The sequence below is a fragment of the Kitasatospora sp. NPDC101447 genome (genome assembly GCF_044767225.1).
Classification (GTDB): Bacteria; Actinomycetota; Actinomycetes; order Streptomycetales; family Streptomycetaceae; genus Kitasatospora.
Genome location: NZ_JBIWNL010000008.1, coordinates 120,594 through 138,620, shown reverse-complemented (window position 1 = coordinate 138,620; position 18,027 = coordinate 120,594). Strand labels below are relative to the sequence as shown.

The window sequence follows — 18,027 nt, the reverse complement described above, 5'->3', positions numbered from 1 at the left end:
TCTGCGACGGGGCACCGGAATCGGTCCCTGCGCCGCGGTAGGGCCGGGGCCGCCTTCCCCGGCGCTACTCGGCGGCGAGACCGAGCGCGGCCCGGACGGCCGCTGCCTGCGCACGCGCCCCGTGGCTGCGCGCCTCCGTGACGCACTGCTGGGCGCTGGTGCCGCCGGAGGCGGTCCGCAGCGCCGCCAGTGCCGGGAGCATCCGGGCGAGTTCGGCCTTCAGCTCCGCATAGCCGACCGCCCGCGCACCCGGCCTGCCTGAATCGGATCAGGGAGCGGGATCAGGGAGCGGGAGCCCGCCCGACCTCGTGCTCGGCGCGGGCACGGGACGCGAGGCGATCGGCGAACTCGACGACGAGGTCACGTAGTTCATCGGGGCGCTCGATGACGAACGGCCGGTCGAGTGCGGCGAGTGCCGGCGGCAGCCAGTCGAGCCGCTCCGCCCGCAGCTCGACGCGCAGCCAGCGCTCGGTTGCCGGGTCCTCGCCCGCCGCAGGCCCGTACTCCGCCAGGGTCGCGACGCTGGCGGGAAGACGGGCGCGGATCTGCTCGACCGTCCCGTGGATCCGCAAGGTCACCTCGTGCCGGTACTCGGCCGTGGCGAACCCCGACAACACCCGCTGTGCCGGATCGGGACCCGGCGGTGCTTCGAACGCGCCGGGCAGGGTCCGCGCGTCCGCGATGCGGTCGAGCCGGAAGGTCCGGTCCTCGCCGATCCGGACGTCCGTGCCCGTGACGTACCACCGGCCCGCATGGTTGACGATCCCGTACGCGTGCAGCGTGCGCTCGCTGCGCCGTCCGTCGCGGTCGGTGTAACGGATCGACACCGGGCGGCGCTTGCTGACCGCATCGGCGAGGGTGAGCAGGACGTCGGCGTCCGGGGTGTCCGAATCGCCCGGCTGGTCCGTGAAGGCGAGGGAATCCAGGAGTGCGTCGAGCCGGCGGGCGGTGTGCCTGGGCAGCACCCGCCGGATCTTGGCCGATGCCGTCTCGTTCGCCGTGCGGTGCGCCGTCATCAGCCCGGCCCGGCGGCCGGCGACCAGGCCGAGCAGTACGGCCAGGGCCTCGTCGTCGCTGAGCATGAGCGGGGGCAGCCGGTACCCGGGGGCGAGCCGGTACCCGCCGTACCGGCCGCGCACCGATTCCACGGGCACGTCCAGATCGATCAGCTGGTCCACGTACCGCCGCACGGTGCGCCCTTCGACGCCGAGCCGGTCGGCGAGTTCCGCGACCGTACGGGTGCCGCCGGACTGCAGCAGCTCCAGGAGTGTCAGCACGCGGCCGGTGGGTCGGGACATGCGCACAACATAGCGCGAATGCCGGGCTGAAAGAGGACCGATTCTGTCCACTATTTCTCCTAGTCTGCGACGTGCACGCCTCCAGTACAGCCAAGGAGATCCCCATGGAATTCGTCTCGATCCGCATCATCACCAGCGACGTAGCGCGCCTCGTCGAGTTCTACGAACGGGCCACCGGGGCGCAGGCGACGTGGGCAACCGAGGACTTCGCCGAGCTCAAGACCGCGGGCGCCACCCTCGCGATCGCCGGCACCCGCACCGTCCCGCTGTTCGCCCCGGGCTCCGCCCGCCCGGCGGACAACCACAGCGTGATCACCGAGTTCCTCGTCGACGACGTCGACCGCGTCCACCGGGACCTGACCGGCTTCGTCACCGACGTCGTCGCCGGGCCCACCACGATGCCCTGGGGCAACCGGTCGCTGCTGTTCCGCGACCCCGACGGCAACCTCGTCAACTTCTTCACCCCCGTCACCCCGGCGGCCAAGGAGAAGTTCGCACGCTGACGCCGCTTGTGCCCGCCGCACCCCGCGCCACCGCCGTGGCGCGACATGCGGCGGGCGGGCCGCCCCCGTGGCCCGCCGTCGTCCCACCGTCCGGCTGCGCCCCACGGCGGCCGTCGGATCACGGCCGGTCGATCGCTTCCCGCAGCCCCACTGCTCCCTGCCCGCCGGTCCCCGTGGATGATGACGCGGTGACGAACATCAGCGACGCCCACGTGAAGGTCCACTTCCGGATGGAGATCGACGAGGACGGCTGGCCGCCCGCAAGCGTCGAGAGCCTGTGGGCCGTGGACCTCGGCGACGGAACGGTGCGCCTCGACAACACCCCGTGGTTCGTCCGTGGCATCGCGAGCGGCGATGTCATTCGCGTCGACGTCGACGAAGACGGCCTGCGCTGGGCCGGGGAGACCGTTCACCCCTCGGAGAACTGCACCATCCGGTTGATCGTCCGGAAGGACGGAGGATCCGCGGCGGCCCGGCAGACCGTGCTGGAGACCTTCCACCGGCTCGGTACCACCGGCGAAGGCATCGAACAGTTCGGGATGGTCGCACTGAAGGTGCCGCCGGAAGCGGACATCCAGCAGATTCGCAAGCTGCTCGAACACGGCGAGGCGAAGGGCTGGTGGCACTGGGAGGAGGGCTGCGTCACGGCCGCCTGGGAAGCCGGCGCCGACACCCAGGGCGAGTGAGCGCCGCCTCGACCCGGTTCACCGACCGGGTGCGAGCGGGCCGGGAACCGGTCGCGCCGTTGACCCGCCGGGATCGTCGACGCGGCCGGTCCGCGCTCCCCGTCACCCACCGGTTCCGGGGAAGTGATCGGATGTCCTACGAGGATGACGAGGACGAGTGTGAGTGGGTGTGTACGTGCCGGTGGCACGGGGGCATGATCAGCTGAAGGGAAGGACCACCAGCGGGGTTCGTGTCGGATGCGCCGATCCGCCGGCCGGTTCCACGGTCACTCCCACCCCGCGCGCCCCGTTCACGGGGCCGCTCAGCAGAAGTGCTCCGCTGGTGGCGGGCATCAGACCGGCGGGCCGCATCGTCCCGCTGTCGTCGAACCACAGCTCGTAGGTGGTGCCCTCCGGCAGCGGCGGCATCCCGGACGCCAGGAATCCGGCCTCGCTTCGGCTGCTCGACCACACCACCGTCGCCACCCCGTCACCGCCGGGGATCCTGCTGCTCGTGGTGCGGGCGTCCGGGGCCGTGAGAAGACCGGTGATGTGGTCCTGTTGCTGCTGAAGCGCTGTTGCCCGGGCACGGGATTCATCCGCCTGCCGGTGCTGTTGCACCGCGAGCCCACCGGCGCCGACGGCCACCGCGAGGCAGGCCGCCAGGGCGAACCGGGGCCACGCCCTGCGCAGCCGCGCCCGGTGCCCGGCAACGGTCGGTTGTGCCCCGTGAGGAGGCTGTTGACGAACGGTCTCCAGGGCGGCCATCACGCGGTGCTTGAGTTCACCCGGGACCGGCACGGCCTCCGCCGCCCCGAGCCGGGCCAAGGTGGCCGTGAATTCGGCCACCTCCAGCGAGCAGGCCTGGCAGTGCTCCAGGTGCCGCTCGAAGTCCTCGCGTTCGTCGGGGTCGAGGGCGTGAGCGGCGTAGGCGCCGGTGAGCGTGTGCAGATCGGCGGTGCTCATGCGCCCACCCCCAGGCAGTCGCGCATCCGGATCAGCCCGTCGCGCATCCGTGTCTTGACGGTTCCCAGCGGAACACCGAGCAACTCCGCCACCTGCGGGTAGGTGAGGCCCCGGAAGTACGCCATGGTCAACGATTCGCGCTGCAGCTCGGTGAGGCTCTTGAGGCAGCGCCGCACCTGTTCGCGCTCCAGGCGCCCCTCGACCTGTTCGCAGACCTCGTCGAAGGCCGGCGTGTGCGACGCGGCGGCGATCCGCTTCTCCCGATCGCTGGCCGCCTGCGCGGCGCGTACCCGGTCGACCGCGCGGCGGTGGGCGATGGTCAGGACCCAGGCCATCACCTCGCCCCGTTCGGGCTGGTACTGCGCGGCCTTGCGCCACACCTCCAGCAGTACCTCCTGGGCGACCTCCTCGGACTGCGCGGGGTCACGCAGCACACGCCGGACCAGCCCGAGTACCGGACCGGAAACGACGTCGTACACGCCGCTGAAGGCGTCGCGGTCGCCCTTGGCGACCCTGCCCAGTAGCTCCTTGAGATCGGGCCGGGGCCTGCCGGGGCCCGCGAGGTGCACGACCGCGCTCATCGGGACAGCTCCTCTTCCCGATGGCCGGGAAGCCGGGCGGGCAGCGGGACGAACGACATCAGGGGTCCTCCCAGGTCGGCGGGGCGAGGGCCCGGCCGAGGCGAACGAACGGTCGTGACACTTGTCGGTTCGAAGCCGGGTTCGCGGCGGATTGGTCCGAAGCGCGACCTCACCGTCCACTGCGGCGCGGCTCCGATCCGGACGAGCACCGGGACCGCCCGGAGCGTCCCGTCCGCACCGGTGACGCCGGCCGCCGGGGCAGCCGCCGGGGCAGCCGCCGGGGCGGCCGACGCCCGGCCCCGCTTTCCGCAGGGGGACTCGCTCGATCGGGTGACGAGGGAAACGCCGCCCATCCGGCGCCCCCGGTGCGCCGAACGGCCGATGTGACACGGAAGACTTCCACCTCCCGGCGCCCCGTGCGCGACCGGACGTTCCGGTCGGCCTCGGCCGCCGTGACCGGGCTCGCCGCTGCCGCGGCGGCGATCGGCGTCGGCGAGGCGGTCGCCGCCTTCACCGGTCCGGGCACCGCCCCCGTGTACGCCGTCGGCTCGGCGGCGATCGACCTGACGCCCACGCCCCTGAAGGAATACGCGATCAGGACGTTCGGCACCGACGACAAGCCGGTCCTGCTCGGCGGGATCCACCTGACCATGGCGCTGCTCGCGGTCCTCGCCGGACTCCTGGCCCTTCACCGGCCGGTCCTCGGGGCAGCGGTGCCCGTCCTGTTCGGCGGCGTCGGTGTCCGGGCCGCGCTCTCGCGGCCCGGTGCCACGCTCGTCGACGCGGCACCCGCGGTCGCCGCCGGGGTCGCCGGAGCCTGCACGCTGTTCCTCCTGGCCCGTCTCCTGCGCGCGGCCACCGCACCCCCCACCGCCGACACCCGCACGGACGCTGCGGACCATCCGGGCTCGCCGGCCACGACGAGTCACGGGGGCGAACCCGCTCACCAGCCGGCAGGAGTGACGGGCCGGCGCACCCTGCTGGTGGCCACCAGCGGAACCATCGCGTTCGCCGCGTCGACCGGATTCGGCGGCCGCGCACTCTCCGACAGCCGCAACGACATCGTCGCCGTGCGGGCAGCCGTGCGCCTCCCACCGCCGACCACACCGCTCCCTCCGCTGCCGGCCGCCGTTCACCCCGCCGTCCCCGGGCTGTCCTCCTTCACCACGCCCAACAGCGACTTCTACCGCGTCGACACCGCACTCACCCTGCCCCGCATCGACCCCCGCCACTGGGCGCTGCGCATCCACGGAATGGTCGACCACCCCCTCCTGCTCACCTTCGACGACCTCCTGCACCTCCCGCTCGAAGAACTCGACCACACCCTGTCGTGCGTCTCGAACGAGGTCGGCGGCCACTACGTCGGCACCACCCGCTGGCTCGGCGCCTCGCTACCCGCCCTGCTGCGCCGCGCCGGAGTCAAACCCGGGGCGGACCAGCTGGTCGGCCGCTCCCAGGACGGCATGACGATCGGAACCCCGCTGGAGTCGGTCCTCGACGGCCGCCGGGCCCTTCTCGCGGTCGCGATGAACGGCGAGGTCCTGCCGGTCGCGCACGGGTTCCCGTGCCGCACCGTCGTGCCCGGCTTCTACGGCTACACCTCCGCCACGAAGTGGCTGGTCGACCTGAACGTCACGACCTTCGCCGCCTACGACCCGTACTGGGTGCGCCGCGGCTGGGACCGCCGCGGCGAGGTCCGCACCGCCTCCCGGATCGAGGTCCCAGCCCCGTTCGCCCGGGTCCCCGCCGGCGACGTGACCGTGGCGGGCACGGCCTGGGCCACCCACCGCGGGATCGCCGCCGTCGAGCTGCGCGTCGACGGCGGGCCCTGGCAGACGGCGCAGCCGGCCGCCGACGCCGGACCCGACCTGTGGCGCCAGTGGACCCATACCTGGAGCGGCGCGACTCCCGGCACCCACCGCATCGAGGTCCGCGCCGCCGACGCGTCCGGCGCCGTCCAGACCGAGCAACGCGCCGCCCCCTACCCGGCCGGCGCGACCGGCTGGCACAGCACCGTCGTGACCGTCACCTGACCTGCGCCGTCCCGAGGGCCGCCGCACCGAGCGGCCCCCCGAAGTTCCGGGCCGGACGCGCTCCCGCCCGGATGACCACAGCCCCATTTCGCCCACCATGCCTTCGAGGAGACACCCCATGTCGCTGACCCGCATCCGCCGCTCGTCCACGGCCGCCGTCCTGACGGTCGGGGCACTGGCCCTGAGCCTGAGCGCCTGCAGCAGCGCCGGCAGCCGTACGGTGGCGGACAAGGCCTCCGCGTCCGCCGTCGGCTCGCAGGCCGCAGCCGCCGCCGCAGGGGCAGCCGCGACCGCAGCTGCGACCGCTCCCGCTCCCGCTCCCACCGAGCAGACGGCGGGCGGGCCGTTCGGCGCGGCGTGTGCTGCGGTGCCGAAGGACGGTGCGGGTTCGTTCGCCGGCATGGCCCAGGATCCGGTGGCGACCGCGGCGTCGAACAATCCGATGCTGTCGACGCTGGTGAACGCGATCAAGCAGGCCGGCCTGGTCGACACGCTCAACTCCGCGCAGAACATCACCGTCTTCGCGCCGACCGACGACGCCTTCGCCAAGCTCCCGAAGGCGACTCTGGACGCGGTCCTCGCCGACAAGGACAAGCTCACCAAGATCCTCACCTACCACGTGACCCCGAACCGTCTCGCGCCGTCCGCCCTCCCGGGCAGCCACAGGACCCTGCAGGGCGGCGACCTCATGGTCTCCGGCTCGGGTGAGGACTTCACGGTGAACGGCAATGCCAAGGTCCTGTGCGGCAACGTCCGGACCGCCAACGCCACCGTCTACGTCGTCGACACCGTTCTCATGCCCGCCTCCTGACACGAACGCACCCCGGCCGCCGCTCGCCCGGGAGCGGCGGCCGGGCCGCACCCGCTCCTCTCCACTCCGCACGCGGGTCCCGGCAGGTCGGGTCCAGTGCCCACCAAACCGGCGGCCGGATGCCCCCGAACACCTGGTAGGAAGCGCGCGGTCGCGCTACGGACGATCCCGTCACGCCGGACCGGCCGGCCGCCCGTGCCGCGCAAAGCCCCTCCTTCGAGGAACCCATTCGTCATGAAAGTACGACATCTCGCAGCACCCGTCCTGGCCGCCGTCCTGCTGGGTGCAGGCGGCGCACCGGCTTTCGCACACGAGGGCCCCGGCAGCGACGAGGGCCGAGCATCGGCCCCCTTCCACGCCTCGGCCTTCCTCGCCCCGCGGGGTTCGGTCCACACCCTGGCCATCCTGCTGCCCGTCCCCACCAACCACGTCCACGGCATCGGTACGGCCACCGTCGTGCTCAACAGCGACAACACGGCCCGCATCACCGTCAGCGCCACCGGCCTGCTCAACGGCGCGCCGCACGCCATGCACATCCACGAGAAGGGCAACGGCGAGTGCCCCGACGCCGACGACGCGGGCCTCCACAACGGCCACCGCGCCATCAGCACGACCGACGGTCTGCCCTCCTACGGCCCCATCGGCACCTCGCTGACCACCACCGGTGACACCAGTCCCGGCAGCGCCCTGGCCGTCGACCGCTTCCCGTCCACCGGTACGTTCCACTACAGCCGCACCGTCCAACTCACCTCCGACGTCGCCCAGCAGGTCCGGCAGGACAACGCGGTCGTCGTCGTGCACGGCATCGACTACAACGGCAACGGCCGTTACGACAACGTCCTCGGCCCGAGCGAACTCAACCCCGCCTTCCCCCAGGAAGCCACCGCACCGGCCCTCTGCGGACCCCTGCACTGAACGGCCCCCGCCCCACCGGTCCGTCCACCGGACACCTGCCGTCCGGCGGACGGCCACGGCGGTCCGACCGGTGTCCGCACTGCCGTCCCGGCCGGCCCCGGCAGTGTGCGATCAGCAGCGGCCCGAACGCGCCACAGACCGATCGGCCCGATTCGTACGAGGAGAACCCGGACTCGATGAGGGGCCCCCATACCGCCCTGCCACCCGTCGCGTTGGAGGTCCTGCATGTGCCGGCCCGAATGCGGGTGGCAGTCCTGCTCCTGCCCGGGGGACGCAGCGAGGACCGCACGGCACCGACCAGGCTCGACCTCCCGGCGCGCCGGATGACGCCCTTCGCCCGCGCGCTGCGCCGTCGACTGCCCGGCGACGTGGTGCTGACGGCTCGTGTCCGCTACCGGTATCGCGGATGGAACGGCCAGGACGCCCACCCCGTCCAGGACGCGGGCCGCGCCCTGGAGGAGCTGGCCTCCTTCGCTCCCGGGCTGCCGGTCGTCCTGATCGGCCATTCCATGGGAGGCCGCGCCGCGATCGCCGCGGCGGGCCGTCCGCAGGTGCGGGGCGTGGTGGCGTTGGCGCCCTGGTGCCCGCCCGGCGATCCCGTCGACCAGCTGGCCGGACGGAGTCTGGTGGTTCTTCACGACAGGCGCGACCGCGTGACCTCGGCCGTCGAGTCGTTCGCGTTGGCGCGCCGAGCGGCGGCGGCCGGGGCACGTGTGGAGCTGGTCCCGATGCCGCGCGGGCGGCACGCCATGCTGCGGAACGCGTCGATGTGGCACCGGCTCACGGTCGAGGCGGTCGCGTCGGTACTGACCGGAGTGCCCCTGCTGCCCGCCGCGAGCAGCAGGGGATGACGGGGTCGCCACCACCGACGCCGCTCCCTTGCCGGGCCTCCCCCGAACACCGGCGAGCGCTGAACGCGGAACCCTCGAACGTCACTTCGGGCGCATGCCGGCAGCACCAGGGTGCCGTCGTGATCTCCACCGACCCCGCTTCCGGCCCCGGCCGGCTCAGCTGCCGCATCCGCTTCGCACACATGGCGAGTGGCGGCAACGTCCTGCTGCATCCAGTCGGTGTCCCTGAACCAGGCCGACGACCGCGCGACCGCCTTGCAGATGGCGCCGGCCCGAGAGCGCCGGCCCGAGGGCGCCGGGAGGAGAAGGTCCGTGCCCGCCCGATGCGGAGACCCTGGCGACCCGGCTACGGCGCAGGCCGGCTGCCCGGGGGAGTGCCGGCCCGGGAACCCGTGTCGCGACTGCCGTCAGCGGGCCCCCGAGCCGCCCTGGCGCAGCGCGTCCAGCGTGGTGCCGCGCTTGCGCCGCACCAGTGCGCGCAGGGTGCCGACGTTGCGGTAGCCGACCCTGGTGGCGATCGCCTCGGCGCTCAGTGCGGTGGTGCGCAGCAGGAACGTCGCCTCGTCGAGGCGGACCTCCTGGACGAAGTCCAGCGGTGTCATGCCGAGTACGGCCTGGGCGGTGCGCTGCAGGGTGCGTTCGCTGACGCCCAGCTCCCGGGCGGCGACGGCGAGCGGCGGGGGGTCGGCCAGTCGGGCGCGCACCCAGCGCTCGAAGGCGGTCATCATCGGGTCGGCCTGGGCCAGCAGCGTCGGCACGGCGAAGGCGGCCTGGGAGGGCCGGTCACCGATCAGCAGGTAGCGGGCGACGCTGTCGGCCAGCTCCGGGCTGTGGCGGCGTACCACCCACAGCGCGAGGTCGATGTGGGCGAAGGCGGCGCCGGCGGTGGTGGCCCGGCCGTCCTGGACGAGGGTTCGGGACTCGTCCAGCAGCACGCCCGGGTAGCGGCTGCGGAAGGACGGCCCCAGCCACCAGCTGGTGGTGGCCCGCAGGCGGTCGAGTGCCCCGGTCTCGGCCAGGAAGAACGTACCGGTGCAGGCCGCGCCGACCGGAGTGCCGGCTTCGGCCAGCCGCCCGCCGAGCTCCAGTGCCCAGGCGTTGGCGGATGATCGGACGGCCGTCAGCACCCCGTCGGGCGTCTTGAAGCCGACCGCGGGCATCAGCAGCAGATCGGGCTGGTGCGGCAGTTCCCCGGCGGGCACGGTCGCCAGGGTGAGGTTGTTGCCGGTGCGCACCTCGGTGCCCGCCCCGACGACGGTCATCGTGAACGGCGGCGCCTCCTCGCTCTGAAGGCGTACCGCGTTCGCCGTGTTGAGGACGTCGAGGACGGCGGAGAGCCCGGAGTCGAAGATGCCGTCGACGGCCACCATGGCGATATGCATGTCGGAAACGGTAACCGACGTGTCGTTTCCGCCACTCGCGGGTCGGTTTTCGGCCCCATAGCTTGTAATTCGAGCCGGAACGCGGGATGCGTCCGGCCGAACCGGGCCCATCACACAGGGCCCGTCACGACACGAGGGAGACCCCCGATGACGCTCAAGCTGGGTGTACTGGCCCTGCTCACCGCCAAGCCCGGCAAGGAGGCCGAGGTGGCCGCCCTGCTGGACACCGCGCGGGACATCGCCGCCGAGGAGGGCCGGACCCAGGTCTGGTACGCCTTCCAGGTCGACAGCTCCACCTTCGGCATCTTCGACGCCTTCGCCGACGACGCCGGCCGCCAGGCCCACCTGACCGGCCGCATCCCCGCCGCCCTCGCCCAGGTCGGTCCGGACCTCCTTGCCGCCGACCCCGACATCCGCCTGATCGACATCCTCGCGGTCAAGTAGCCCTTCCCCGGCCGCGGTCCCACCCGCCCGGCACCGGCGCCGTCCCGGGGAGCCCGGACCCCGCGACGGCGCCGCCCGTGATTCGCGACCGTCGGCAGCTCGGACCCCCTGACGGTCCTGCCAAGGCACCGGCAGGAGGTGGCTGACCCCGCGGACGCGGCGAGGACCCTCTGCGACCCGCGAGGGTGCTGCGGCTGCTCGCGTCCAACCCGTCGCGTGGGCACCGGGTGGGCACGCTGTGTCCGCAGGTACGACGAGCGGACGGGCGTGACCACGGGGAGCATCATCGCGGCCGTCATCCGCCACCACAGGGCCACGGATCCGAACAGGTCGCGCCCCATCGTGCCCGGCCCGGGCGCCGTGCCCGACGAGCACCGATCTGCACGCGGTGGTTCCGGCGAGCGCTCGCAAGGGAGTCGGGACCGCGGTGGGGGCGGGCTCGTCACGTGTGGAAGCGGACGCGGATCGCGAGGGCATCCTCGGCGAGTTCGTCGAGATAGCGGTCGGCGAAGTCGAAGTACCGCGCACCGACGAGGACTTCGGGGTCGGACGACGAGCCGGTGCCGTCGATCCACTCGCCGTCCAGGGTGAGCAGCACGCCGGGCGTCACCGCGCGGGCGACCGTGCGGCGGACGAACTGCTCACGGGTGTGGGCGTAGTGGCCGACCGGATCGGACATGCCGGTCCACCGGCGGGCTCGCTCGTCGCTCGCCCACAGGGCGACCGCGGCCCGGACGACCGGCTGCTCGCGGTACGCGGCCCAGGCCGTCGCACCGTCGCAGGCCCGCTCGTTCATGGCACTCAGGGTCAGCGCGGGCTCGAAGCCGGCACTGAAGGCGACCCAGCGGTCCCAGTCGGCGCCGGCCTGGTCCGCCACGGGCGCGCGGTCGACATCCAGGTCGAGCAGGCCGCGCGGCCCGCCGTCGCAGCGCCCGGCCGGCTGCGGCGGGCGCGGTCGGCCGTCGAGCTCGAACGGGTTGCGGATCAGCCGCGGATCGGCCTCGTGTCCGGCGCGGACCGCGAAGCCGTCCGCTCTGTACCCGCCGTAGATGTGCCACCACTGCCATTCGCCCTGCCAGACGCCGCCCGGCGGGATCTCGGCGTCGTTCCAGAACGGCGCCATCGCGGCGGCGAGCGCCTCCATGACGTCGGCGGGGTCGGTCGGGGGCAGGCAGGCGGTGATGATCTCTCGGGACATGGACCAGCCTTCGTGCGCGGGTTGCCCACCGTAGCCAAGCCCGTGGGTCCGTGAAAGGCGTTTTCGGACTGCCCGGCGGGCGGGAACGCCTGCCCCAAGGCCCTGTCCGCCCGGCGTGGACCGGCCAGCCCGGCCCCGGCTGTCGATCTGCTGATCGACGAGGCCTACCGACTCAGTCCCACCACAGCACGACGAGCAGACCCCCCCGGGCTGCCTCCGCATAGAAGTCGCACAGCGCACCGAAGTGGCCCAGCAGGTACTCCGTCGGATCGCCGATGAACCCGTAGCCGAGCGTGGACCCCGCGCCGCTGTCCAGGACCGACCGGAGGATCGCCTGCATGTCGATCCCTCCGAGCAGCGCCGACACCTCGGCAACTGCCTCCGGAACGAGGGCAGTCGGAGCGGAGTTGCTGAAGAAGGCGATCGCGTGCGGGCCCGCGTCGAGGAAGTCCAGATCGATGCCGCCGTCGCCATCGGTCGCGCGCTTGAGCGCCCCCAGGCGGACGGCGTCGAGCCCCGTCAGCTCGCAGGCACGCTCCAGCATGGAGGGCGCCCAGTCCAGATCCAGACAGTCCACGGACGGCGGATCCCAGTGATGGTTTCCGTCGGGCGATTCCGCGGCTGACCGGCGGCAGGCGGCGAGGTACTCCGCCGTGACTCGGGCAAGTTGCTGGGTGACAGCCATGACGGCAGTATCCCGACACTGTCCACCGGATTTGCCGCCACTTCCTCGGGGGCCTGTCGGCCAGGAAGCGCGGCATCTCCCATGCAGCTATCGGCGCCTGGTGACCACGGCCCTTGTCGCCGGCACCTGGCATGATCCTGGGCCCGGAGGTCGTCATGCGCAAGGACGTCGGGAGATTCGCCGAGCTGGCCGGCGTGAGCTGTGATCCAAGCGAGCCGGTGTTGCCGTGGGCCCGTTCACGAGAGGAGGTGGGGTTCGAATTCCCCGCCGACTACCGAGAGTTCATTGACACGTTTGGCCCAGGCGACCTGCGAGGCTACCTCCACGTCGGTGCTCCGTGGACTTTCCACGGATCGCCCCAGGCTGGGCCGGCTTTCCGTCAGTTCCTGCGTTCAACGACGGATGATCTGGGACCTGTCTTCCGGGGAATGCGGCAGGACGATCCGGCGCTCTGCCCGTATCCGTTCCTACCCGAGCCGGGCGGGCTGCTCTGCTGGGGCGCAACGGTGCAGGGAGACCACTTCTTCTGGCTGACCAGTGACCCGGATCCCATGGAATGGCCCGTCGTCGTCTGGTTCCGCGGCCAGTTCCCGAAAACGCCGTGGCGGAAGTACGAGATGCGCTTCGTCGCCTTCCTCCTCCATGCACTCTCCGGCGCGGACAGGGACCTTCACGACCTCCTCGACTGGCCGGCGGAACCGATCTGGAGGCGTACCTCCGAGGAGGATCACCGAGGGTAGGGGCCACAGGACGTGGACCAGAGCCTGATACCTGGAATCTGTCGGTGAGTTCGGGCAACGGTCGTCGCCCTGCGCGGCAGGAAACGTCGCCGAGAATCGGCAGCACCGTTGTGTCGTGCCGGCGGCCCTGCAACAACAAGGCCGCCCGCCGCCCCGGACGGTAGGCCGTCCTCTTCCTCCGCTCACAACGGGAGCGAAAACCCCGTGCCCTCATGCGTCGGGCCGAGCAGAATCGCCGTATGACGGACATGCGGGCGTTCCGGGATGCGATCACCGGCTGGGCGGCGGGAGGGCCGGGTGGGCCCGCGGGCGAGCTGGCCGGGCGACTGCGGGTAAGGACGGTGGTGCTGTTGGAGGGGCCGAGTGATGTCGCGGCCGTCGAGGTGCTGGCCGCGCGCCACGGTCGAGACCCGGAGTCCCGGGGTGTGTGCGTCGTTTCGATGGGCGGGGCGATGAACGTGGGCCGGTTCGCCGGCCTGCTGGGGCCGACGGGGCTGGGCCTGCGCCTTGTCGGGCTGTGCGACGAGGGCGAACAGGGCTTCTACCAACGCGGCTTCGAACGGGCCGGCGAGCCGCTGGACGGCATCTTCGTGTGTGCGGCGGACCTGGAGGACGAACTCATCCGGGCGCTGGGCGTGCCACGGGTCGTGGAGATCGTCCGGGCCGAGGGCGACCTCCCGGCCTGGCGCATCTTCGTCCGCCAGCCTGCCCAGCAGGACCGGCCGCCGCACCGGCAGATGCGCCGCTTCCTGGGCACGAAGAAGGGCCGCAAGATCCGCTACGGCCGCCTCCTGACCGAGGCCCTCGACCCGGACCGCGTCCCCGCCCCCCTCCAGGCTCTGCTCCGACATCTTTGACGGCAGTGGATCGCCAGGGGGCGGGGGCCCCGGCCGGGGAAGGGGCCGGGGCCCTCGCGGGTGGTGGGTCTGTCGGTTGAGCTGTGGCGATCTGATCAGGGGTTCACGGTCACGATGATGCTTTCGGGGCTGCCGCTGTTGTCCTGGTAGACCGAGTCGCCGCTGTAGACGGCGGTGACGGTGTGGGGGCCGGGGGTGCGGAAGGCGGTGACGAGGCCGGCGGCGGCGCAGTTGCCGAGGGAGAGGACCAGGCGTGAGGTGCCCAGGGTCGTGCCGGTGGTGGTGTCGGTGAAGGTGACGGTGCCGGTGGGCCGGGTGGTAGATCCGCCGCCGGGGCAGATCAGGTCGCTGAGCACGACCGGCACGCCGGTGCGGGTGCGCTGGGGCATCGCTCTCAGGAAGGTGGTGACCGGCTTGCCCACGACGTAGGTGATGATCACCTGGCCGTTGTGGTTCGCCGTTCCGACGGTGGAGGTGCTGAAGCTGGTGCCGGTCCCGGCCGGGGCGGTGAAGCTGCTGCCCCCGCCGCCTGCGCCGCCACTGCCCGTGAGGCCCAGGTTGTTGACGGTGGCGCTTCCCCCGCCCCCGCCGGCGAAGTACCCGCCGCCCCCGCCGCCGCCGGCACCGATGACGGTGAGGGCGCAGCCGCTGCCGATGCTGCCACCGGTGCCACCGGTGCCGACCGTGGTGCCGCTGAACCCGCTGCCAGGACCGCCCGCCGTCGTCGAACAGAGCGGAGCGGTGCCGGCGGCCCCGCCGGCGCCACCGGTGGTCGTGCTGGTGCTGCCCCCGCCGCCGCCCTTCCCCGCTGAGGCCCCGGGGCCGGTGGCGGTTCCGTCGGTCCCGGCGGTGGCGTCCGGCGTCCCGCCGTTGCCGCCGTTGCCCCCGGCCGAGCTTCCTCCGGTGCCGCCGGCGGCACCGCCGCCCCCGGCGACGGCCAGCAGGGAGCCGCCCGCGCTGACGCTGGAGGCTCCGCCCCCGCCCGGGCCCTCGTACTTGAAGTTCGGGGCCGGGTAACTGCCGCCGGGGGCGCCGCCGTTGAACCCGCCGGCGCCTCCCGTACCGGTGCCGTTGCAGCCCTTGCCGCCGGCGCCTCCGACGTCGATGGTGAGCGTCGTCGGGGCGGTCGTCTGGGGGAGGGTGGTGACCACCCGTGCCCCCGTCCCGCCCGTTCCCGTGGTGGTGCAGGCGGTGCCGGTGTTGTCGCCACCGCCGGCGCCGTCGGCGGTGATCGTGATCACCGCGTTCGCCGGGACGGCGAGGGTCTGCGCGGCGCCGGTGTAGGTGAAGGTGTACGTCGGGTCGGCCCCGTGGGCCCCTGCCGGAGTGGTGGAACCCGCGGCCCCCGTCGGTGCGGCGGTCGCGGGTACCAGGCCCGTCCCGGACAGGGCCAGGCACAGGCCCGCCACCGCCCCTGCCCGCCGCCACTGCTCACGAGCGCGGGTACCTGCGCGGGCTCGGCTTCGTCCGGCTGTCACGCGGTCGGCCGGTTGTCCTGGGGTGTGGTCTGTGATCACCGATGTCTCCTGACGTGAATGGCTTGGGGTGGGACCGTCGGCGGCCGCGGGACAGCGGGGCGAGCCGCAGCCAGATCGGTCACTCATCGTTATGACATATGTACGTCAGGTGGCGAAGTGTCGCGCTCTGCGACACCGGATCACGTGTCCTGCCGACGAGCCGTCACTCCGACCGGCTCCGGCCCGCATCCGGAGCACCACGGCCGCCGACCGGGTGGCTGCGGGCCGGAACAGCACAGCCCGAACGGTGCTCAGGTCCGACACGGCCGGGTTCCCCCGAACGACACGGGGCAAGGAGGACGGGTGACGTTTCCGGCAGCGCGCCTTCGGACCGGAGTGCCGAGCCGTGTCCGCAGCCGAATGCCTGCTAACTGTGACCGTTGGACGGGCCGGCGGACCGCTCCCGTCCGACGACGGCGCGCGCGAAGGGAAACACCTGTGGAGTCTCTGCGTACGAGGATCACCGCCCTGCTGGGCGGACTCCTGGTGGTCCTGGCTGCCGGCGTGCTGCTGCCGGGCACCGCCCACGCGACAAGCAGGGTCAGGACCGTTCCCACGGACTATCCGACGATCCAGGCCGCCGTCGACGCCGCGCAGCCGGGCGATGAGATCCGTGTCCGCCCGGGGACGTACCGCGAGCAGCTGTTCGTCGGCAAGGACCTGAGGATCAGCGGTGCGGGGGCGGACACGACGAGGATCCTTGCACCTGCTGTCCTTGCTCCGGGTGAGGACGGTGGAACCTCGATCGTCGAGATCCACGGGGGCGCGAGGGTGGCGATGTCCCGGTTGGCGGTCAGCGGTCCGGGCTCGGGTACGTGCGCGAGCGGCGCCCTCGGCTCGGGGATCCGGGTCCTGAGCGGCGGCCACCTGGACCTGAACAACGCGGCGGTCTCGCACATCACGGACACGCCCGCCGCGCCCTGCCCGCACAGCGCCGTCGGGATCTTCGTCGGCGACTTCCCGACGGGCACCGGTTCGGCGACGATCCGCAACTCCCGTATCAGCGACTACCAGGGCTCCGGCGTCACCGTCCTCAACACCGGATCCTCCGTCAGCGTCCTGGAGAGCGAGGTGACCGGCCACCCGACGATTTCCACCGACGGGATCGGTTTCGTCCTGGGTGCGACCGGCACGGTGGCCCGGAGCACGATCACCGACAACGCCTGTCGCCCGTCGGACAGCCAGTGCGGCCCCGACTTCTTCAGCCAGACCCAGCACGCCGGAATCGTCGCCGGCGCGCCGGGCACGGTCATCACCGGGAACTCGGTGAACCGCAATCAGGTCGGCATCTATGCCGTCGGATCGGCGGACCTCTCCCGGAACTCGCTGACGGACAACGACTACTTCGGGATGGCCCTCCAGGACGGCACGTTCACCGTCCGGCAGCACCGGATCGAGGGCGGTGTCGGCGGCGTGGCCGTGATCGCCGCCACGGCGGACACCACGGCGACGCTCGACCGGGTGTCCATCCGGCGGACGTCGGGTGCGCCGGTCCAGACCTTCGAGTGCTGCGGCTTCACCGCGACCGCGACCACACGCCGGTAGCGCTGCCGGGAGGTCGGCGGGGACTGTCCGAGGTGTACGTCCGGCTGGTGATCGGGCGAGGCCGGACGTGGTCGAGTCCTGGCCGGGATGCGGTGATCACGCCCGTCGGCGGGATCATCGCGTCCATCGTCGGCTGTGTCTCAAGCGGCGGGGGAGCCTCCGTCGAGGACGCGCACCGCAGTCCGTTCCGTCTCGACGCCGCCGGTTCGTGCCAGTTCCTCCAATGCCCGGCGATCTGCCCACCCGCACACCGCCCGTAGGTCGCGGGTGAGATCGAATCCGAGCTCCTGGGCAACCCCGTCCGAGATCACCAGGGCATCCGCTCCGCGCCTGTCGGGGGCACGGACCGTCAGGGCCGGGGTCGCAACCTACTGGCCCGACCCCGGCTCTTCCTTGCGGACACCCCAGGAGCGGCATGGGTGGGGTGTCGTGTTCTGCCGGGTCCCTGACCGCTCCAGATTTTGCGTGCGTCGAGCACGCTTTTCCGCTACAGTCATAAGCGTGCTTCAGGCACGCATCTTCGTTCGATCCGCAGTGGGACGCCCCCGCACCCAACCGAAGGAATCCCCGTGACCCACACCGACGTCCGCGCCGCCCTCACCGACCTCCTCCTCGCCCCCGGCCTCGACCTCGACGAAGCCGCCGACCGGCACTTCGCCCCCGACTACCGCCAGCGCACCGACGGCGAATGGGCCGACCGCGCCGAGTTCCTCGACCACATCGCCCACCTGCGCACCGTCGTCGCCGACGGCTCCGTCGAGGTCCACGACGAACTCACCGCCGGCAACCGCTACGCCGACCGCCACACCATGACCGTCGTCAAGACCGACGGAACCACCGTCCGCATGGAGGTCTACCTCTTCGGCGAGTTCGCCCCCGACGGCCGCTTCCGCCGCATAGAGGAGACCACCCTCATGCTCGAAGGCACCGACGGCGACCGAAACCTCGGCAGCGCCCGCTGAACCACCCGACCACGGCCGGGCACCACGCCCGGTGCCCGGCCCGCCGTCGTCCCGGCGCATGGTTCGGAAAGTCG

The 18,027-nt window shown here is 72.5% G+C and carries 19 protein-coding genes; 11 read left to right on the top strand and 8 right to left on the bottom strand.

The annotated features are described in order from the left end of the window. Positions 1–64: 64 nt before the first annotated feature. Positions 65–202 (bottom strand): hypothetical protein, encoded by a 138-nt coding sequence (locus ACIRST_RS14695; RefSeq protein WP_402802577.1) that lies wholly within the window; start codon positions 200–202, stop codon positions 65–67. A gap of 79 nt (positions 203–281) precedes the next feature. Further along, the gene (locus ACIRST_RS14690; RefSeq protein WP_402802576.1) at positions 282–1,298 is read right to left on the bottom strand and encodes a helix-turn-helix transcriptional regulator; all 1,017 of its coding nucleotides are present in this window, start codon (positions 1,296–1,298) and stop codon (positions 282–284) included. Between the two features lie 104 nt (positions 1,299–1,402). Here ACIRST_RS14690 and ACIRST_RS14685 point away from each other — a divergent pair, with 104 nt between their 5' ends. Next, positions 1,403–1,801 (top strand): VOC family protein, encoded by a 399-nt coding sequence (locus tag ACIRST_RS14685; RefSeq protein ID WP_350524152.1) that lies wholly within the window; start codon positions 1,403–1,405, stop codon positions 1,799–1,801. Between the two features lie 230 nt (positions 1,802–2,031). After that, positions 2,032–2,487: a DUF4265 domain-containing protein gene (locus ACIRST_RS14680; RefSeq protein ID WP_402802575.1), complete on the top strand. Its 456-nt coding sequence runs from the start codon at positions 2,032–2,034 to the stop codon at positions 2,485–2,487. Positions 2,488–2,685: 198 nt separating this feature from the next. Here the strand turns inward: ACIRST_RS14680 and ACIRST_RS14675 are convergent, their stop codons facing one another. Next, positions 2,686–3,432: an anti-sigma factor domain-containing protein gene (locus ACIRST_RS14675; protein ID WP_402802573.1), complete on the bottom strand. Its 747-nt coding sequence runs from the start codon at positions 3,430–3,432 to the stop codon at positions 2,686–2,688. Continuing rightward, a complete protein-coding gene (locus ACIRST_RS14670) occupies positions 3,429–4,013 on the bottom strand; it encodes a sigma-70 family RNA polymerase sigma factor (RefSeq protein WP_402802572.1) in 585 nt (194 codons plus the stop codon). The genes ACIRST_RS14675 and ACIRST_RS14670 overlap by 4 nt, the downstream gene beginning before the upstream one ends. A 416-nt stretch (positions 4,014–4,429) precedes the next feature. On the opposite strand from ACIRST_RS14670, the gene ACIRST_RS14665 reads away from it, so the two are divergent. The 4 genes from ACIRST_RS14665 to ACIRST_RS14650 all read left to right on the top strand — a co-directional run bounded on the left by ACIRST_RS14665 (position 4,430) and on the right by ACIRST_RS14650 (position 8,623). Next, positions 4,430–6,046 carry a molybdopterin-dependent oxidoreductase gene (locus tag ACIRST_RS14665; RefSeq protein WP_402802571.1) on the top strand — a complete coding sequence of 539 codons (1,617 nt, stop codon included), beginning with the start codon at positions 4,430–4,432 and terminating at the stop codon, positions 6,044–6,046. A 118-nt stretch (positions 6,047–6,164) separates the two neighbouring features. Beyond that, positions 6,165–6,857, top strand: a complete 693-nt coding sequence (locus ACIRST_RS14660; protein ID WP_402802570.1) for a fasciclin domain-containing protein — start codon at positions 6,165–6,167, stop codon at positions 6,855–6,857. Positions 6,858–7,091: 234 nt separating this feature from the next. Then, positions 7,092–7,772 (top strand): hypothetical protein, encoded by a 681-nt coding sequence (locus tag ACIRST_RS14655; RefSeq protein ID WP_402802568.1) that lies wholly within the window; start codon positions 7,092–7,094, stop codon positions 7,770–7,772. Between the two features lie 176 nt (positions 7,773–7,948). Beyond that, a complete protein-coding gene (locus tag ACIRST_RS14650; RefSeq protein ID WP_402802567.1) occupies positions 7,949–8,623 on the top strand; it encodes an alpha/beta fold hydrolase in 675 nt (224 codons plus the stop codon). A gap of 407 nt (positions 8,624–9,030) precedes the next feature. On the opposite strand, the gene ACIRST_RS14645 is transcribed toward ACIRST_RS14650, so the two are convergent. Then, positions 9,031–10,005 carry a helix-turn-helix domain-containing protein gene (locus tag ACIRST_RS14645; protein WP_350524154.1) on the bottom strand — a complete coding sequence of 325 codons (975 nt, stop codon included), beginning with the start codon at positions 10,003–10,005 and terminating at the stop codon, positions 9,031–9,033. 147 nt (positions 10,006–10,152) lie between these two features. Between ACIRST_RS14645 and ACIRST_RS14640 the strand changes: the two genes are divergently transcribed. After that, positions 10,153–10,449 carry an antibiotic biosynthesis monooxygenase gene (locus tag ACIRST_RS14640; protein ID WP_350524155.1) on the top strand — a complete coding sequence of 99 codons (297 nt, stop codon included), beginning with the start codon at positions 10,153–10,155 and terminating at the stop codon, positions 10,447–10,449. A 442-nt stretch (positions 10,450–10,891) separates the two neighbouring features. Here ACIRST_RS14640 and ACIRST_RS14635 read toward each other — a convergent pair whose 3' ends face one another. Beyond that, a complete protein-coding gene (locus tag ACIRST_RS14635) occupies positions 10,892–11,647 on the bottom strand; it encodes a hypothetical protein (protein WP_350524156.1) in 756 nt (251 codons plus the stop codon). A gap of 172 nt (positions 11,648–11,819) precedes the next feature. Further along, a complete protein-coding gene (locus ACIRST_RS14630; protein WP_350524157.1) occupies positions 11,820–12,332 on the bottom strand; it encodes a DUF1877 domain-containing protein in 513 nt (170 codons plus the stop codon). Between the two features lie 155 nt (positions 12,333–12,487). Between ACIRST_RS14630 and ACIRST_RS14625 the strand changes: the two genes are divergently transcribed. Both ACIRST_RS14625 and ACIRST_RS14620 read left to right on the top strand, forming a co-directional pair. Further along, entirely contained in the window at positions 12,488–13,072 is a 585-nt protein-coding gene (locus ACIRST_RS14625) for a hypothetical protein (protein WP_402802564.1), read from the top strand. A gap of 239 nt (positions 13,073–13,311) precedes the next feature. Further along, positions 13,312–13,929, top strand: coding sequence for a TOPRIM nucleotidyl transferase/hydrolase domain-containing protein (locus ACIRST_RS14620; protein WP_402802563.1), 618 nt, complete (start codon positions 13,312–13,314; stop codon positions 13,927–13,929). A 95-nt stretch (positions 13,930–14,024) separates the two neighbouring features. Here ACIRST_RS14620 and ACIRST_RS14615 read toward each other — a convergent pair whose 3' ends face one another. After that, positions 14,025–15,338, bottom strand: coding sequence for an Ig-like domain repeat protein (locus ACIRST_RS14615; RefSeq protein ID WP_402802561.1), 1,314 nt, complete (start codon positions 15,336–15,338; stop codon positions 14,025–14,027). Between the two features lie 546 nt (positions 15,339–15,884). On the opposite strand from ACIRST_RS14615, the gene ACIRST_RS14610 reads away from it, so the two are divergent. Both ACIRST_RS14610 and ACIRST_RS14605 read left to right on the top strand, forming a co-directional pair. Then, positions 15,885–16,991 carry a right-handed parallel beta-helix repeat-containing protein gene (locus ACIRST_RS14610; RefSeq protein WP_402802560.1) on the top strand — a complete coding sequence of 369 codons (1,107 nt, stop codon included), beginning with the start codon at positions 15,885–15,887 and terminating at the stop codon, positions 16,989–16,991. Positions 16,992–17,560: 569 nt separating this feature from the next. After that, a complete protein-coding gene (locus ACIRST_RS14605; protein ID WP_402802559.1) occupies positions 17,561–17,953 on the top strand; it encodes a nuclear transport factor 2 family protein in 393 nt (130 codons plus the stop codon). Positions 17,954–18,027: the final 74 nt, after the last annotated feature.

Coding starts and splice junctions, on each gene's coding strand:
- ACIRST_RS14695 (WP_402802577.1), bottom strand. CDS start 202: ATGCTCCCGGCACTGGCGGCGCTGCGGACCGCCTCCGGCGGCACCAGC.
- ACIRST_RS14690 (WP_402802576.1), bottom strand. CDS start 1,298: ATGTCCCGACCCACCGGCCGCGTGCTGACACTCCTGGAGCTGCTGCAG.
- ACIRST_RS14685 (WP_350524152.1), top strand. CDS start 1,403: ATGGAATTCGTCTCGATCCGCATCATCACCAGCGACGTAGCGCGCCTC.
- ACIRST_RS14680 (WP_402802575.1), top strand. CDS start 2,032: ATGGAGATCGACGAGGACGGCTGGCCGCCCGCAAGCGTCGAGAGCCTG.
- ACIRST_RS14675 (WP_402802573.1), bottom strand. CDS start 3,432: ATGAGCACCGCCGATCTGCACACGCTCACCGGCGCCTACGCCGCTCAC.
- ACIRST_RS14670 (WP_402802572.1), bottom strand. CDS start 4,013: ATGAGCGCGGTCGTGCACCTCGCGGGCCCCGGCAGGCCCCGGCCCGAT.
- ACIRST_RS14660 (WP_402802570.1), top strand. CDS start 6,165: ATGTCGCTGACCCGCATCCGCCGCTCGTCCACGGCCGCCGTCCTGACG.
- ACIRST_RS14655 (WP_402802568.1), top strand. CDS start 7,092: ATGAAAGTACGACATCTCGCAGCACCCGTCCTGGCCGCCGTCCTGCTG.
- ACIRST_RS14650 (WP_402802567.1), top strand. CDS start 7,949: ATGAGGGGCCCCCATACCGCCCTGCCACCCGTCGCGTTGGAGGTCCTG.
- ACIRST_RS14645 (WP_350524154.1), bottom strand. CDS start 10,005: ATGCATATCGCCATGGTGGCCGTCGACGGCATCTTCGACTCCGGGCTC.
- ACIRST_RS14640 (WP_350524155.1), top strand. CDS start 10,153: ATGACGCTCAAGCTGGGTGTACTGGCCCTGCTCACCGCCAAGCCCGGC.
- ACIRST_RS14635 (WP_350524156.1), bottom strand. CDS start 11,647: ATGTCCCGAGAGATCATCACCGCCTGCCTGCCCCCGACCGACCCCGCC.
- ACIRST_RS14630 (WP_350524157.1), bottom strand. CDS start 12,332: ATGGCTGTCACCCAGCAACTTGCCCGAGTCACGGCGGAGTACCTCGCC.
- ACIRST_RS14625 (WP_402802564.1), top strand. CDS start 12,488: ATGCGCAAGGACGTCGGGAGATTCGCCGAGCTGGCCGGCGTGAGCTGT.
- ACIRST_RS14620 (WP_402802563.1), top strand. CDS start 13,312: ATGACGGACATGCGGGCGTTCCGGGATGCGATCACCGGCTGGGCGGCG.